Raw genomic sequence first — 15286 nt, 5'->3', positions numbered from 1 at the left:
CCGCGACCTTCCCCGGCAAAAGTCAGACTTTTACTTTTGAAGGCGACAGCACAGCACTGCCGTATCTATCGAGGACTTCTTGAAGATGAACTGGACAGAACTCGACCGGCGCGCCGTCGACACCGCCCGCCTACTGGCCGCCGATGCCGTGCAGAAGGCCGGCAACGGCCATCCCGGAACGGCGATGAGCCTCGCCCCCGCCGCGTACACGCTCTTTCAGAAGGTGATGCGACACGATCCCGCCGATCCCGAGTGGACCGGCCGCGACCGCTTCGTCCTGTCCCCCGGCCACACCTCGCTGACCCTCTACACGCAGTTGTTCCTCGCCGGTTACGAGCTGGAGCTGGACGACCTGAAGGCGTTCCGGACCCATGGTTCGAAGACGCCGGGTCACCCGGAGTACGGGCACACGGCCGGGGTCGAGACGACCACCGGGCCGCTGGGCCAGGGCGTCGCCAACGCCGTGGGCATGGCGATGGCCGCCCGCTACGAGCGCGGCCTGTTCGACCCGGACGCGCCGGAGGGCACATCTCCGTTCGACCACGCCGTCTGGGCGATCGTCTCCGACGGCGACCTGGAGGAGGGCATCTCCGCCGAGGCCTCCTCGCTGGCGGGCCATCAGAAGCTGGGCAACCTCGTCTTCCTGTACGACGACAACCACATCTCCATCGAGGGCGACACGGCCACCGCGTTCTCCGAGGACGTGCTGGCGCGGTACGAGGCGTACGGCTGGCATGTGCAGCGGATCGAGCAGGCCTTCAACGGCAACATCGACGTGCACGCCCTGTACGACGCGCTGGAGGCCGCGCGGGAGGAGACCGGGCGTCCCTCGATCATCGCGATGCGCACGATCATCGCCTGGCCGGCCCCGGGCGCCCAGAACACCGAGGCCTCGCACGGCTCGGCGCTCGGCGCGGACGAGGTCGCGGCGACCAAGCGGGTCCTCGGCTTCGACGCGGGCAAGACCTTCGACGTCGCGGACGACGTCCTCGCCCACACCCGCCGGGCCCTCGACCGGGGCGCCGAGGCGCACGCCGCCTGGGACAAGCGGATCGACGAGTGGCGCGGCGCCTCCCCCGAACGGGCCCGGCTCTTCGACCGGGTGGTCGCGGGCCGGCTGCCCGAGGGCTGGGAGCAGGCGCTCCCCGCCTTCGAGGAGGGCACATCGGTGGCGACCCGTGCCGCGTCCGGCAAGGTGCTCCAGTCGCTCGGCGCGGTCATCCCCGAGCTGTGGGGCGGCTCGGCCGACCTGGCCGGCTCGAACAATACGACCATCGACAGCACCAGCTCGTTCCTCCCGGCCGACAACCCGCTCCCGGAGGCCGACCCGTACGGCCGCACCATCCACTTCGGCATCCGCGAGCACTCCATGGCCGCCGCGATGAACGGCATCGCGCTGCACGGCAACACCCGTATCTACGGCGGCACGTTCCTCGTGTTCTCCGACTACATGCGCAACGCCGTACGCCTCTCCGCGCTGATGCAGCTCCCGGTGACGTACGTGTGGACGCACGACTCCATCGGCCTCGGGGAGGACGGGCCGACCCACCAGCCGGTCGAACACCTGGCGTCCCTCCGGGCGATTCCGGGCCTGAACATCGTCCGCCCGGCCGACGCCAACGAGACGGCGATCGCCTGGGCCGAAATCCTCGAGCGGCACGCCACGAGCCCGGCCCCGCACGGACTGGCGCTCACCCGCCAGGGCGTGCCGACGTACGCGCCGAACCCCGCCGCCGCGAAGGGCGGTTACGTCCTTCGGGAGTCCTCGACCGGCACTCCGGACGTCATCCTGATCGCCACCGGCTCCGAGGTGGCGCTCGCCGTCGCCGCGCGGGAGCGGCTGGAGGCGGAGGGGGTCGGGACACGGGTGGTGTCGATGCCGTCGGTGGAGTGGTTCGAAGAGCAGCCGCGCGCGTACCGCGAACGCGTGCTTCCGCCGTCCGTGCGGGCCCGCGTGGCGGTCGAGGCCGGGATCGGTCTGACCTGGTACCGGTACGTCGGTGACCACGGCCGCATCGTCTCCCTGGAGCACTTCGGCGCCTCGGCGGACGGGCGGACCCTGTTCGCCGAGTACGGCTTCACCCCCGAGAACGTCGTCACCGCCGCGCGGGAATCACTCCGCTCCGTCCGCGGTTGATGCGAGCGCCTGAAGGAAGATGATCACTGTGACCACCGAAGCAACCGTGACGGCCACCGTCGCGGACCCCCTGCGGCGCCTCTGCGACCTGGGCGTCTCCATCTGGCTCGACGACCTCTCCCGCGAGCGCATCACCTCCGGCAGCCTCGCGAAACTCATCGAGAGCCGGCATGTCGTCGGCGTGACCACCAACCCGTCCATCTTCCAGGCCGCCATCGGCTCCACAGTGGGCTACGAGGAGCAGCTCGCCGACCTCGCCGTGCGCGGCGTGACGGTCGACGAGGCCGTACGGATGATGACGACGGCCGACGTACGCGCCGCCGCCGATCTCCTGCGTCCGGTGTACGACGCCACAGCGGGCCGGGACGGCCGGGTCTCCATCGAGGTGGACCCCCGGCTGGCCCACGACACGGCGGCGACCGTCGCCGAGGCCAAGCAGCTCGCCTGGCTCGTGGACCGCCCGAACGTGCTGATCAAGATCCCGGCGACGAAGGCCGGTCTCCCGGCGATCACCGAGGTCGTCGGCCTCGGCATCAGCGTCAACGTCACGCTGATCTTCTCCCTGGAGCGCTACGGCGACGTCATGCACGCCTACCTGGCGGGCCTGGAGAAGGCGCAGGCAGCGGGCCTCGACCTCGCCGCCGTCCACTCCGTCGCCTCCTTCTTCGTCTCCCGCGTCGACGCCGAGATCGACAAGCGGCTGACCCGCCTGGGCACGCCCGAGGCCCTCGCCCTCAAGGGCCGCGCCGCGCTCGCCAACGCCCGGCTCGCCCACGAGGCGTACGAGGAGGTCTTCACGGACAGCCGCTGGACCGCCCTCGCCGGGGCCCGGGCCAACAAGCAGCGCCCGCTGTGGGCGTCGACCGGCGTGAAGGACCCGGCGTACAAGGACACTTTGTATGTGGACGAGCTGGTCGCGCCCGGCACGGTCAACACGATGCCGGAGGCCACGCTCGACGCCGTCGCGGACCACGGCGCCGTCCGGGGCGACACGGTGACCGGCGGCTACGCGCAGGCCCGCGCCGACCTCGCGGCCGTGGAGGCGCTCGGTGTCTCCTACGACGAGGTCGTGCGGCTGCTGGAGGACGAGGGCGTCGCCAAGTTCGAGGCGGCGTGGCAGGACCTGCTGGACACGGTGACGAAGTCCTTGAACGGCAAGGGAGTTGATGGGGAATGACCACCGAGTCGCCTGCGGAGTCGGTCTCCGATCCGGCCTCCGAGTCGGCCGCCGAGCCGACCGCCGAGTGGACCAACCCGCTGCGTGAGGCGGGTGACCGCCGGCTCCCCCGGATCGCGGGCCCGTCCGGGCTCGTCATCTTCGGGGTGACCGGTGACCTGTCCCGCAAGAAGCTGATGCCGGCCGTGTACGACCTGGCCAACCGGGGTCTGCTGCCGCCGGGCTTCTCCCTCGTCGGCTTCGCGCGCCGGGACTGGGAGGACGAGGACTTCGCGCAGATCGTGCACGACGCGGTCCGCGAGCACGCGCGCACCGAGTTCCGTGAGGAGGTGTGGCAGCAGCTCGCCGAGGGGATGCGGTTCATCCCCGGTGACTTCGGCGACGACGAGGCGTTCGAGCGGCTCCGCGAGGCCGTCGAGGAGCTGGACTCCTCCCGTGGCACCGGCGGCAACTTCGCGTTCTATCTCTCCGTGCCGCCCAAGTTCTTCCCGAAGGTCGTCAAGCAGCTGAAGAAGCACGGGCTGGCCGCGCCGCCCGAGGGCTCCTGGCGGCGCGCGGTCATCGAGAAGCCGTTCGGGCACGATCTGGCCAGCGCCCGGGAGCTGAACGCGGTCGTGCACGAGGTGTTCGACCCGGAGCAGGTCTTCCGTATCGACCACTACCTGGGCAAGGAGACCGTCCAGAACATTCTGGCGCTGCGCTTCGCCAACCAGATGTACGAGCCCATCTGGAACCGGAGTTACGTCGACCATGTGCAGATCACCATGGCCGAGGACATCGGCATCGGCGGGCGCGCGGGGTACTACGACGGCATCGGTTCGGCCCGTGACGTCATCCAGAACCACCTCCTGCAGCTGATGGCGCTGACCGCCATGGAGGAGCCGGCGGCCTTCGACGCGGAGTCGCTGCTGACCGAGAAGCTCAAAGCCCTGAAGTCCGTGCGGCTGCCGGAGGATCTGGGCAGGCACACCGTGCGCGGCCAGTACGCGGCCGGCTGGCAGGGCGGCGAGCGGGTGCCGGGCTATCTGGAGGAGGAAGGCATCGATGGTTCCTCGGCCACGGACACCTACGCGGCGATCAAGCTGGGCATCGACAACCGCCGTTGGGCGGGTGTGCCGTTCTATCTGCGCACCGGCAAGCGGCTCGGCCGGCGGGTCACGGAGATCGCGGTCGTGTTCCAGCGCGCCCCGCACTCGCCGTTCGACTCCACGGCCACGGAGGAGCTGGGGCAGAACGCGATCGTCTTCCGGGTGCAGCCGGACGAGGGGATGACCGTGCGCTTCGGTTCGAAGGTGCCGGGTACCTCGATGGAGATCCGGGACGTCACGATGGACTTCGCGTACGGCGAGTCGTTCACCGAGTCCAGCCCGGAGGCGTACGAACGGCTGATCCTGGATGTGCTGCTCGGCGACGCCAACCTCTTCCCCCGCCATCAGGAGGTGGAGGAGTCCTGGAGGATCCTGGACCCGGTCGAGGAGTACTGGGCCGCGCACGGCCGGCCCGCACAGTACTCCTCGGGCAGCTGGGGTCCCGAGGAAGCCGACGAGATGCTCGCACGAGACGGACGGAGCTGGCGCAGGCCATGAAATTCGACCTGACTGACACCACGGCAAGCAAGATCAACAAGGCCCTGGTGCAGGGCCGCCGGGCCATCGGCACGCCGGCCGTGGGCATGGTCCTCACGATGGTGATCGTGACGGACGAGGAGAACGCCTACGACTCGATCAAGGCGGCCGAGGAGGCTTCGCACGAGCACCCCTCGCGCACCCTGGTCGTCATCAAGCGGCACGCCCGCACCCCGAAGGACCGCACCAAGTCGCATCTCGACGCGGAGGTGCGGGTCGGCGCCGACGCGGGCACCGGCGAGACGGTCGTGCTGCGGACGTACGGCGAGGTGTCCGACCACGCCGACTCCGTGGTCCTGCCGCTGCTGCTGCCGGACGCGCCGGTCGTCGTGTGGTGGCCGGTGGACTCGCCGGAGGTGCCCGCCAAGGACCCGCTGGGGGCCCTCGCGCAGCGCCGGATCACCGACATGTACGCCGTGGAGACGCCGCTCGCCGCCCTTGAGCAGCGCCGGGCCTCCTACACGCCCGGGGACACCGACCTCGCCTGGACCCGGCTGACGCCGTGGCGCTCGATGCTCGCGGCCGCCCTCGACCAGGCCAAGGAGACGATCACTTCGGCCGCCGTGGAGAGCGAGGCCGACAACCCGAGCGCCGAACTGCTGGCCCGCTGGCTGGAGGCGCGCCTCGGTGTTTCCGTCGAGCGTGTCCTGACCGCCGGGCCGGTCGTGACGGGGGTGCGCCTCGGCACCGAGAAGGGCGAGATCGTCATCGACCGCCCCGAGGGCCCGCTCGCCACGCTCACCCTGCCGGGCCAGCCCTCCCGCACCCTCGCCCTGAAGGTGCGCGCCACCTCCGAGCTGATCGCCGAGGAGCTGCGCCGCCTCGACGCCGACGAGATGTACGCCATCGCCCTGCGCGGCGGCGAGAGCAACGGCGCGCAAACCCTTCGAAACGTTCATGACGCCCGGAAAGAAGTGAACTGACATGACCGCGATGCAGCTGGGCCTGATCGGTCTCGGCAAGATGGGTGGCAACATGCGCGAGCGGATCCGCCGCGCCGGCCACACCGTCATCGGCTACGACCGCAACCCGGACGTCTCCGATGTGGGCAGCCTGGCCGAACTGGTCGAGCGCCTCGACGGGCCGCGCACGATCTGGGTGATGGTCCCCGCCGGCGGCGCCACCCAGTCCGTCGTCGACGAGCTGGCGGAGCTGCTCTCGCCCGGCGACACGGTCGTCGACGGCGGCAACTCCCGCTGGACGGACGACGAGAAGCACGCCGCCGAGCTGGGCGCGAAGGGCATCGGCTTCGTCGACGCGGGCGTCTCCGGTGGTGTGTGGGGCCTCCAGAACGGCTACGCCCTGATGGTCGGCGGCGACAAGGAACACGTCGAGCGGCTCCAGCCGATCTTCGAGGCCCTCAAGCCGGAGGGGCCGTACGGCTACGTCCACGCCGGGAAGGTCGGCGCCGGGCACTTCTCCAAGATGGTCCACAACGGCATCGAGTACGCCATGATGCAGGCGTACGCCGAGGGGTGGGAGCTGCTGGAGACCGTGGACTCCGTCACGGACGTCCGCGAGGTCTTCCGCTCCTGGCAGGACGGGACCGTCATCCGCTCCTGGCTGCTCGACCTCGCCGTCAACGCGCTCGACGAGGACGAACATCTGCGCCAGCTGCGCGGCTACGCCGAGGACTCGGGCGAGGGCCGGTGGACGGTCGAGGCCGCGATCGACCACGCGGTGCCGCTGCCGGCCATCACCGCGTCGCTGTTCTCCCGTTTCGCCTCCCGCCAGGACGACTCGCCCCAGATGAAGATGATCGCCGCGCTCCGCAATCAGTTCGGAGGGCATGCGGTCGAGTCCAAGAAGTAGGTTCTGACGGCCGGTCGAACATGTGCCGGAGCGTCGTGGCCGGTCGCGGTTCCCCGCGTCCCTTCTTTCAGGGGCGCGGGGAACCGCGCGAGCAACCACAGACCGCCCGCACCCGGCGACGCTCCTGAACCCCCCGACTGTTGGACCGACCGTTCGGACACTCGGCGTGAACTGTCGCGGTGGCCGAACCGCGTCGCCGGTAGCGTGCGGCATCTGTCCCGTATGCATCAATGCATCGCATACGCGTCCGCACGGGGGGAAACGCCGATGGCCGAGTCCGGGCAGCACGATCAACGGTACGAGCGGTACGACGGCGGCAGCCCCGAGGCGGAACAGCTCGTCTTCGAGCGGTTGGCGCGGGAGCTGATGGCCGTCCAGGTCAAGAACCGGCGGGCCGGCGGCGGGGAAATCGCGCGGGCGTTCCACGCGAAGGCCCCGCTGGGGGTGGAGAACGCGCGGCTGCGCTTCCACGACGACCTGCCGGTGGCGCTGCGGGTCGGTTTCGCACAGCCGGGCGCGGATTATCCGGCCGTGGTGCGGCTGTCCAACGCGAGCGGTATCCGGCAGGGCGACGGCTCGCCCGATCTGCGGGGCGCGGCGGTACGCGTACAGGTGTCGGACGGCGAGAGCCATGACCTGCTGGCCACCAGCTATCCGGTGTCGCACGCGAGCGACGCACGGGAGTTCGTGGCGTTCGCCAAGGCCATGGCGGGGGCCCGGAGTCCGCTGCGGAAGGCGTTCGGGCTGTTCGTGAAGCTGCCGCCGGCGGTGGGGCTGGGGACGGCCGCACGGATGCGGCGCAATGTGCAGGCGGCCACCCGACGGACCGTCAACTCGCTTGCCAATGAGATCTATTGGCACCACCCACCCTGGGCTCGGCGACCTCTTCCGGCGCCCGCTGCTGCGGACCGTGTGGCGGCGACGTACGCACCGGGTGAGCCGGGGGGCCCGGGTGTCCGCCGGGACCATGACCTACACGTCGCGCAACGCGGTGCAGCCCCTCTCCGAGCTGGAGGAGGCGGTGCTGACCCGGACAACGGCACGCCCATCATGTCCAAGCCCAACCTGACGATGGCGGGCCGCACCGCCGGGAGCCCGGACAACGCGCAGGACACCCACTTCTTCCTCGTCAACGACTCCGGCACTACTTCCTGCGCAGGCTGCCGCCGGCGCCGTACGAGCCGTTCGACGAAGAGACCCTGGTGTCGCGGGCCCGCGAGTCGAAGGTGAAGATCCTGGACCACCGCCTCGACGTCGCGCCGGGCAGGCGGGACTTCCCGGCGTACCCCGACTCCAACCGCTTCCTGTCCAACCTGCCCGGGACGACCCTGCTGTTCCCGGTGGTCGACCTCTCCCACCAGTACGTCAACGCCCTGATGTACCTGCTCACACAGCCGGACGGGGCCCGCCCCACCCTGGTGGACGACCGCAACTTCTAGCGCCCCGCCGGCGTCTACACCGACCGGGACGTCTTCGCCCGGATCTACCGGGAGGACTACGGGCAGCGCTATCTCACCGAGGCCAGTGAGTACGAGCAGCGGGTGATCGACTGCGCCCGCGACATCTGCGAGTACATCCTCCGCACGCACGGCCGCTTCCCCGCGCACACGGACGCGATCCATGTCCCCGGTGTGTGGCTCCAGGTCCATCACGTGGAGAACGAGTACTACGAGAAGTTCTTCACCAACGGGCTCACGGACGCGCACCGGGTGCACGCCGAACATGGGGTCACTGAGGGTCGGCGGGCCCGTTCCGATGGTTGATGGTTGACAGGTACAAGCGCTTCGGGTGAGAGTCCCGAGTGATGATGATCAACGATCTGACGGCGGCCGAGCGGCGGGTGTGGGAGGCCTTCCCGTCGGGCGTGGCCGTGGACTTCGGGACCGCCGACGACGAGGACGCCGCGAACGGCACCGAGTGGGGCCCGCAGCGGACCGTACGGGCCCGGGTGCTGCGGGCGTTACTGCTCACCGCTCCCCAGGAGGAGGGCGAGGTGGCCGCCCTCAAGATCGCGGGCGCCCGGATCACCGGCGGACTGGATCTGAAGTACGCGACCGTCGACAGCGTCGTACGGCTGAGCGACTGCCACTTCGACGAGGTGCCCGACTTCTCGGGCGCGCGGTTCACCTACCTCAATCTGACCAAGTCCGCCCTTCCCGGCCTGCGTTCGGCGCGAGTCCGGGTCGACGGCGGGCTGCGGCTGACGGAGTGCCGGTTCCGAGGGCCGGTGAAGCTCACCGGGGCGCAGATCTCCGGGACCCTGTTCATGGAACGCGCCGAGTTCACCGCGCCGGACGGCGAGCCGGCGCTGCGGCTCAACCAGGCGGAGATCGGGGAGGAGTTGTGCGCTCCCGGGCTGCGCGCGAACGGCGAGGTCCGGCTCGGCGGTGCCCATGTCGCCGGGTCCGTCGATCTGCGGCGGTCACGGTTGCACCGTCCCGGCGGCACCGCGCTCAGCGCGGAGACACTCGCCACCGAGTCCGATGTGGTGCTGCGGCACTCGGACGTACGCGGCCGGGTCGAGCTGCGCGGTGTCCGGGTGGGCGGTCAGTTGGACCTGGCGTACGCGCGGCTGTCGAATCCCGGCGGTATGGCGCTGCGGGTGAGCAGTTCCGTCATCAGCGAGCTGTGGCTGCGCGACGGACCTCCCTTGGAGGGCGTGCTCAATATGCGTCGCGCCCAGATAGAGGTGCTGGTCCTGGAGCCGGACATGCTGCCCGAGAAGGTCCTCCTGAACAGCCTGACCTACACCTCGCTCATCCCGCACGAGCCCGCCGAGCGGCGGCTGCCCATGCTGGAGCGGGACGGCGAGGCGTATCTGCCGTACTCCTACGAGCAGTTGACCGCCGCGTACCGCAGGATCGGCGACGACGACGCGGCCCGGCGGGTCCAGCTCGCCAAGCAGCGCCGCCATCGCGCCACCCTCGGCCTGCCCGGGCGGCTCTGGGGCTACGCCCAGGACGCCACCGTGGGCTACGGCTTCCGTCCGCTGCGCGCGGGCGTCTGGCTGCTGTCGCTGATGGCGGTGGGCTCGGTCACGTACGCGGTACGGCCGCCGAGCCCGCTCAAGGCGGACGAGGCCCCGGAGTTCAACCCGGTCTTCTACACCCTCGACCTGCTGCTCCCGATCATCGACTTCGGGCAGGAGCGGGCGTTCGCGCCCGAGGGCGTCGGGCAGTGGCTGTCGTACGTCCTCGTCATCACCGGCTGGATCCTGGCGACGACGGTCGTCACGGGTGTGACGCGTACGGTCAGCCGCCAGTGATTCCAACTCATCTTGGCGTGCGCGACGTTGGACGTGCTGGGCAGCGAGCCGCACGGGCGTTCCAGGCGCCGTAGCCCCGGTAACCGGCTCCCCGCTGGACGAGTTCGAAGAAGACGCGCCCGACGATCTGTGCCCCGGGTCGTCGACGGTGGCGATCGGCGGCGGGTTCCTGCTGGTGGGGGCCGGTTTCGGCGCGCTGATGGTCACCGCGACCGCCGTCGTCGTACGGCACGCTCCGCCGGAGTCGGCGGGGGTGGCGGGCGGGCTCCAGCAGACCGCGATGAACGTCGGTCCGGCGCTGGGGGTGGCGGCCGCGACCACGCTCATGCCCCTCGGCACGGGACCCGCGTTGCTGCTCCTGGCCGCCGTGGCCGCGCTGGGTGCGCCCCTTGCCGTACGAATGCCCCGACCCGCCCGCCCCGCGAGGGATGGAACGCCATCGGTACGGAACGATGAAGACAGCAAGGTTGAACGCGAGCCGTGACCCGGGCCACCGGAGGAGAACCACCATGGAACCACTGCGCCAAGAGATCGAGCCGCGCGAGGCCGGCCTCGACCCGAAGACCCTGGCCCGCCTGGACGAGTACCTCGCCCTCCAGGTCGACGACGGCCGTCTGCCCGGCTACCTGCTGTCCCTCGCCCGTCACGGCCGCGTCGCCCACCTCACCACGTACGGTCGGCGCGACCGCGAGGCCGGGCTGCCGGTGGAGACCGACACGCTGTGGCGGGTCTACTCCATGACGAAGCCCGTCACGTCGATCGCCGCGCTGATACTGATCGAGGAGGGGCGGCTGTCGCTGAGGGACCCGGTCGCGCGCCACCTCCCGGAGTTCGCCGAGCCTCGTGTGTACGTGTCCGGCGAGGGTGCGGACACCCTGACCCGGCCGGCCGAGCAGCCGATCCTCGTCCGCCACCTCATGACCCACACCTCGGGCCTGACCTTCGGCTTCTACTACGACCACCCCGTCGACGCGCTCTACCGCGACGCGGGCCTGGAGAACTCCGTACGGCCGGGTGCCACACTGGCCCGGACGTGCGCGGAGTACGCGAGCCTGCCGCTGCAGTTCGAGCCGGGTACGCGGTGGAACTACTCCGTCGCCACCAATGTCCTCGGCCGGATCATCGAGGTGGTGTCGGGGCAGGACCTCGACGAGTTCTTCGCCGAGCGGATCCTGGGCCCGCTGGGGATGACGGATGCGGGCTTCCAGGTCGCCCCCGAACAGGCGGACCGGCTGGCCGAGTTGTACGGCGAGCAGGAGGACGGTTCCATCGCGCCCGTCCCCGGCCTGCCCCTCCGGGGCCGCCCCCGCTTCCTCTCCGGCAGCGGCGGCATGGTCGCCACCGCCCGGGACTACCACCGCTTCGCCGAGTTCCTGCGTCGCCGCGGCGAACTCGACGGTGTGCGGCTCCTCTCCCCCGAGACCGTCGACATGATGGCCACCAACCAGCTGCCGGGGGGCGTCGACATCCACACCCATGGCAGCGCCTTCCATCGGCAGCCGGGCAATGTGGGCGTCGGCTTCGGCCTCGGCGTCTCCGTCGTCATCGACCCCTCCGTGACCGAATGCCCCTCCTCCCTGGGCACGTTCGGCTGGACGGGCGCCGCGACCACGACCTTCTGGGTGGATCCTCGCCGCGACCTGACGGTCCAGTTCATGACGCAGGTACGGCGGCGGTCGTCGTTCTCCGTCTATCCGGAGCTGAAGCGGCTGGTGCACGAGGCCGTGGTGGGCTGAGACCCCCTACGAGGTCCTCAGGGTGAACTCGACCCCGTCCTCGGCCAGTTCACCGAGCCACCGCTCCGACCGCTCCCCCGTCTCCGCCCCCCGGCTCAGCCCCGCCGGCAACGACCCGTCGAGGATGTGCCCGACTCCGAGGGCGAGGGGACGGGACACTAGGCGGGCCATGGCGCTCTCCTCGGCCGTACCGGTCAGGTCGAGGAGGTAGCGGCCGGACCAGCTCTCGCCCGAACCGGCGTGTACGTCGAGGGAGACTGCGAGGACCACGCGGTCGCGGTCGGACTCGGTGGTGGGGTAGCGGGCCGCCAACTCCTCGGCCAGCGCGGCGATGCGCCGGTCGTCGTCGCGTTCGAGTTCCGTGAAGACGGGGGCCCAGGCCGTGCGCCAGCCGCCGAGACGGAGGGTGCCCCGGACGAAGGTCCGCGGTTTCCAGGCGGCCGGGAGGCCGTACTGGGCGACGAAGGGGACGCTGTCGCGGTTGGGGTAGGCCTCGAAGGTCTCGCCGTCGATGACATGGGGACGGGTCGCCGTATAGGGGCGCGCGGCGGTCGTCTCCGCACCGTCCTCGATGTAACGGGCGGGTGCGCGCAGGGCGTTGAGGACTCCGGCCGGTGCCCAGCTGAAGCGGTACGTGAAGTCGTCGGGTTCGGCGGGGACGCCGCCGCAGTACGAGGTGAGGGTGTACGAGGCGGCGGTCCGCGGTCCGATCGCCTCGCTCGCCCTGGCGATCAGGCTGTGGGCGAAGAGGTGGTCGATGCCCGGGTCCAGGCCCGCCTCGGTGAGGACGGTGACGCCCGCGGCCTCGGCCGCCGGCACCCGTTCGAGGACCGCGTCCGAGACATAGCTGGAGCAGGCGAAGTGGGCCCGCGCCGCGACGCACGCCCCGAGCAGCGGGGCGTGGTCCGGGGCCGGGAGCATCGAGACGACCACGTCTCCTGGGCCGAGCTCGGCCGCGAGCGCCGCCAGGCTGTACGCGCGGGGCTCGGCGCGGCCCGTCAGGCCCCGTGCGGCCAGGGCCCGCTCGGCGCGCTCCTCTGTGCGGTGCCACAACCGGACGCGGTCGGCGGTGTCGCACAGCGCCGCCAGGCCGCTGCCCGTGGACAGACCGGCGCCGACCCAGTGGACGGTGCCGCTCGCGGGGACCACCTCAGTCATCGGGCAACTCCCTTTCGGTGAGGCCGAGTTCGCGACTCGCCTGCCGGAAACGGTCCAGGCAGCGGCTCCACGCCCCGCCCGTCTCGAAGTCCAGCAGTCGCGGCAGCAGCGCGGCCGAGAAATCGGTGCTCGCCTCCCGGGGCAGCAGGGAGGGCAGGTTGTCGATGGCGATGAGATCGAGCGGGGGGTGTTCGCGCAGCCGCCGTACGGGGTGGTCCCACTCCGTGGTCGTGTCGTAGACGGGCAGGACGTTCATGGGTGAGCCGACGTCGACGGTGACGTCGGCGAGGGTCCGCAGCCGGCGGTCCGGCTCGTCGAGGTCCTTGTCCGTCAGGAAGGGCGGGACCGGGCTTGTCGTCAGCACGGTGTTGACCATCAACTCGTGGGCCAGCAGGGCGGCCCGGTCCAGGTCGCGGGTCTCGGCCAGGTCCCAGCAGGTCGGTTCGACGCCGGCCTCGGCGAGCGCTGCCCGTGCGCCTCGGCCGCTGCGACCGAGGGCGCCGATCACCAGCGCACTCAAGTCGCCGCCGGAGGCGCGGAGTTCGGCCTCCATCGCCTCCTTGGTGGTGGGAACCAGCGGAGCGGCCAGTGCGCCCCGGTGGTGCAGCACCGCGAGGGCCGCGCCCAGGTAGCCGGCCCAGAAGCCGAAGGCGGCGAGCCTGCGGCCCCGGTCGTCCACGAGGTACTCCAGATCGAGCAGCGCACCGCCCCCGGCCGCGAACCTGCGCAGCAGGGCCCCGGCACCGGGCTGCCCCTTGTAGGCGTGCCCGAAGAAGATATGACGGTGAGTCAACTGAGCGGGCTCGTCCGGGAGTTCCTTGAGCCCGACGATCACCGCGTGCGGCGGCGCCGACACCCACCGGCCCGCGTCGGCGATCTGGCAGCCGGCCTCCTCGTACGCCTCCACGGGGAAGATCCGCTGCGGGGAGTCCTCGACGGTGATCCGTACTCCGCTCTCGACGAGCCGCCGTGCGTCGGACGGCACGATCGGGGTGCGGCGTTCGGTGGGGCGGGTCTCGTGGCGGAGCCACAAGGAGAGGTCGGTCATACGAGGTTGGCCTCCGGGCGCGGTGCGTCGACCGTGAAGCGGTCGACGTTCAAGGGGCTGATGTCGACGAAGGGTACGCGGCCCAGATACAGGTCACGGACCACCTCGCCGACCGCCGGGCCCTGGAGGAATCCATGGCCGGAGAAGCCGGTCGCGTAGAGGAAGCGCGAGCACGGACCGGCCTCGCCGATCAGCGCGTTGTGGTCCGGTGTGATCTCGTACAGGCCCGCCCAGCCGCCCGTTCTGCGCAGGTCGAGCAGGCCGGGTGCGCGGCGTTCCATGGCCTCGTACAGGCGGGGGATCCAGCGGTCGTGGGTGTCGGTGGCGAAGCCGGGCCGTTCGTCGGGGTCGGACATGCCGACGAGCAGGCCGGGGCCCTCGGAGTGGAAGTACAGGCTGCTGGTGAAGTCGATCGTCATGGGGAGGTTCGGCGGGAGGCCGGGGACGGCTTCCGTGACCGCGATCTGGCGGCGCAGCGGTTCCACCGGGAGGTCCACGCCGACCATGGCTCCGATGGACCTCGACCAGGCGCCGGCCGCGCACACGACCGTGTCGGTGACGATACGGCCCTTGCCGGTGACCACCGCGGTGATCGTGTCCCGCCAGGTCTCGATGCCCAGGACCTCGCAGTTGCGCAGCACGGTCGCCCCGTGGCGGCGGGCCCCGGCGGCATAGCCGTGGACGACGGACTCGGGGGTGCAGTGCCCGTCGTCGGGCGAGAACGCGGCGGCGAGCAGGCCCTCGGTGGAGATCGGCGGGGAGAGCCGCTGGGCCTCGGCGGGGTCGAGCATGCGGCTGGGCACGCCCAGGTCGTTCTGGAGCTGGACGCCCGCCTCGAACTGGGCGACCTCGTCGGGGGTCGAAAGGAGGAAGAGGTAGCCGACCTGGTGGAGTCCGATGTCGTGGTCCAGTTCCTGCTTGAAGCGGCCGAACGCCTCCAGGCTGCGGGCCCCGAGCTGGATGTTGAGTTCGTCGGAGAACTGTGCGCGGACACCGCCGGCGGCCCGGGCGGTCGACCCGGAGGCGAGTTCGTCGCGTTCGACGAGGACGACGTCGTCCACTCCGGCGGCCGCCAGGTGGTAGGCGATGCTCGTACCGATGACGCCTCCGCCGATGACGACGACCCGTGCGCTGCGGATCACGAACGCTCCCTTCGTCCGACCGTGGTCGGATTGCCCGACGGAGTCAGATCTTCCACCACAGGCGAACGTTCATGCGGGGCGCCGGAAGTCGAACCCGCGGCGGGCGCGGCGGCCGGGTTCGGAAGTCGCCTCCGGGACGGCCGCCGCGCGAACCCCGGTGCTCCGGAACTCACGGGCCGCGACGCG

General features: G+C 71.0%; 13 protein-coding genes and 1 pseudogene. 11 read left to right on the top strand and 3 right to left on the bottom strand.

The features are described 5' to 3' along the window. Positions 1-85: 85 nt before the first annotated feature. The 11 genes and pseudogenes from tkt (at position 86) to I8N67_RS04010 (ending at position 11752) form a co-directional block, all read left to right on the top strand. A complete protein-coding gene (gene tkt, locus I8N67_RS04055) occupies positions 86-2137 on the top strand; it encodes a transketolase (RefSeq protein WP_200301168.1) in 2052 nt (683 codons plus the stop codon). Between the two features lie 19 nt (positions 2138-2156). After that, complete coding sequence (tal, locus tag I8N67_RS04050) at positions 2157-3314, top strand: transaldolase (protein ID WP_200301167.1); 1158 nt, start codon at positions 2157-2159, stop codon at positions 3312-3314. After that, positions 3311-4900, top strand: a complete 1590-nt coding sequence (gene zwf / locus I8N67_RS04045; RefSeq protein WP_200301166.1) for a glucose-6-phosphate dehydrogenase — start codon at positions 3311-3313, stop codon at positions 4898-4900. The genes tal and zwf overlap by 4 nt, the downstream gene beginning before the upstream one ends. Beyond that, on the top strand, positions 4897-5862 hold the full coding sequence (opcA, locus tag I8N67_RS04040) for a glucose-6-phosphate dehydrogenase assembly protein OpcA (RefSeq protein WP_200301165.1): 966 nt from the start codon (positions 4897-4899) through the stop codon (positions 5860-5862). The genes zwf and opcA overlap by 4 nt, the downstream gene beginning before the upstream one ends. Positions 5863-5872: 10 nt before the next feature. Next, positions 5873-6751 (top strand): phosphogluconate dehydrogenase (NAD(+)-dependent, decarboxylating), encoded by an 879-nt coding sequence (gene gnd, locus I8N67_RS04035; RefSeq protein ID WP_200301258.1) that lies wholly within the window; start codon positions 5873-5875, stop codon positions 6749-6751. A gap of 267 nt (positions 6752-7018) precedes the next feature. Next, positions 7019-7981: a catalase family protein gene (locus tag I8N67_RS44495; RefSeq protein WP_372443626.1), complete on the top strand. Its 963-nt coding sequence runs from the start codon at positions 7019-7021 to the stop codon at positions 7979-7981. Next, positions 7954-8190, top strand: coding sequence for a hypothetical protein (locus I8N67_RS42250; RefSeq protein ID WP_234045010.1), 237 nt, complete (start codon positions 7954-7956; stop codon positions 8188-8190). The genes I8N67_RS44495 and I8N67_RS42250 overlap by 28 nt, the downstream gene beginning before the upstream one ends. A 102-nt stretch (positions 8191-8292) precedes the next feature. Next, positions 8293-8514, top strand: coding sequence for a hypothetical protein (locus I8N67_RS42245; protein WP_234045009.1), 222 nt, complete (start codon positions 8293-8295; stop codon positions 8512-8514). A 41-nt stretch (positions 8515-8555) separates the two neighbouring features. Further along, positions 8556-10016 (top strand): pentapeptide repeat-containing protein, encoded by a 1461-nt coding sequence (locus I8N67_RS04020; RefSeq protein WP_200301164.1) that lies wholly within the window; start codon positions 8556-8558, stop codon positions 10014-10016. Between the two features lie 136 nt (positions 10017-10152). Continuing rightward, positions 10153-10500: pseudogene (locus I8N67_RS04015) on the top strand (MFS transporter); the annotation flags it as partial. A gap of 25 nt (positions 10501-10525) precedes the next feature. Next, entirely contained in the window at positions 10526-11752 is a 1227-nt protein-coding gene (locus I8N67_RS04010; RefSeq protein ID WP_200301163.1) for a serine hydrolase domain-containing protein, read from the top strand. Between the two features lie 6 nt (positions 11753-11758). Here the strand turns inward: I8N67_RS04010 and I8N67_RS04005 are convergent, their stop codons facing one another. From I8N67_RS04005 to I8N67_RS03995, 3 genes are read right to left on the bottom strand one after another with little or no spacing between them, the layout of a single operon-like run. After that, positions 11759-12910: a saccharopine dehydrogenase family protein gene (locus tag I8N67_RS04005; protein WP_200301162.1), complete on the bottom strand. Its 1152-nt coding sequence runs from the start codon at positions 12908-12910 to the stop codon at positions 11759-11761. Then, positions 12903-13958: a saccharopine dehydrogenase gene (locus tag I8N67_RS04000; RefSeq protein ID WP_200301161.1), complete on the bottom strand. Its 1056-nt coding sequence runs from the start codon at positions 13956-13958 to the stop codon at positions 12903-12905. The genes I8N67_RS04005 and I8N67_RS04000 overlap by 8 nt, the downstream gene beginning before the upstream one ends. Then, on the bottom strand, positions 13955-15100 hold the full coding sequence (locus tag I8N67_RS03995) for an NAD(P)/FAD-dependent oxidoreductase (protein WP_200301160.1): 1146 nt from the start codon (positions 15098-15100) through the stop codon (positions 13955-13957). Before I8N67_RS03995 ends, I8N67_RS04000 begins: the two co-directional genes overlap by 4 nt. Between the last annotated feature and the right edge of the window lie 186 nt (positions 15101-15286).

Origin of the sequence: Streptomyces adelaidensis (genome assembly GCF_016598475.1) — a bacterium.
Lineage (GTDB): Bacteria > Actinomycetota > Actinomycetes > Streptomycetales > Streptomycetaceae > Streptomyces > Streptomyces adelaidensis.
Note: the sequence above shows the minus strand (reverse complement) of the source record. Positions and strands in the feature narration are given on the sequence as shown.

What these genes read in the sequence shown, in the direction of transcription:
- tkt (WP_200301168.1), top strand. Translation starts at nt 86, where the DNA reads ATGAACTGGACAGAACTCGACCGGCGCGCCGTCGACACCGCCCGCCTA.
- tal (WP_200301167.1), top strand. Translation starts at nt 2,157, where the DNA reads ATGATCACTGTGACCACCGAAGCAACCGTGACGGCCACCGTCGCGGAC.
- zwf (WP_200301166.1), top strand. Translation starts at nt 3,311, where the DNA reads ATGACCACCGAGTCGCCTGCGGAGTCGGTCTCCGATCCGGCCTCCGAG.
- opcA (WP_200301165.1), top strand. Translation starts at nt 4,897, where the DNA reads ATGAAATTCGACCTGACTGACACCACGGCAAGCAAGATCAACAAGGCC.
- gnd (WP_200301258.1), top strand. Translation starts at nt 5,873, where the DNA reads ATGCAGCTGGGCCTGATCGGTCTCGGCAAGATGGGTGGCAACATGCGC.
- I8N67_RS44495 (WP_372443626.1), top strand. Translation starts at nt 7,019, where the DNA reads ATGGCCGAGTCCGGGCAGCACGATCAACGGTACGAGCGGTACGACGGC.
- I8N67_RS04020 (WP_200301164.1), top strand. Translation starts at nt 8,556, where the DNA reads ATGATGATCAACGATCTGACGGCGGCCGAGCGGCGGGTGTGGGAGGCC.
- I8N67_RS04010 (WP_200301163.1), top strand. Translation starts at nt 10,526, where the DNA reads ATGGAACCACTGCGCCAAGAGATCGAGCCGCGCGAGGCCGGCCTCGAC.
- I8N67_RS04005 (WP_200301162.1), bottom strand. Translation starts at nt 12,910, where the DNA reads ATGACTGAGGTGGTCCCCGCGAGCGGCACCGTCCACTGGGTCGGCGCC.
- I8N67_RS04000 (WP_200301161.1), bottom strand. Translation starts at nt 13,958, where the DNA reads ATGACCGACCTCTCCTTGTGGCTCCGCCACGAGACCCGCCCCACCGAA.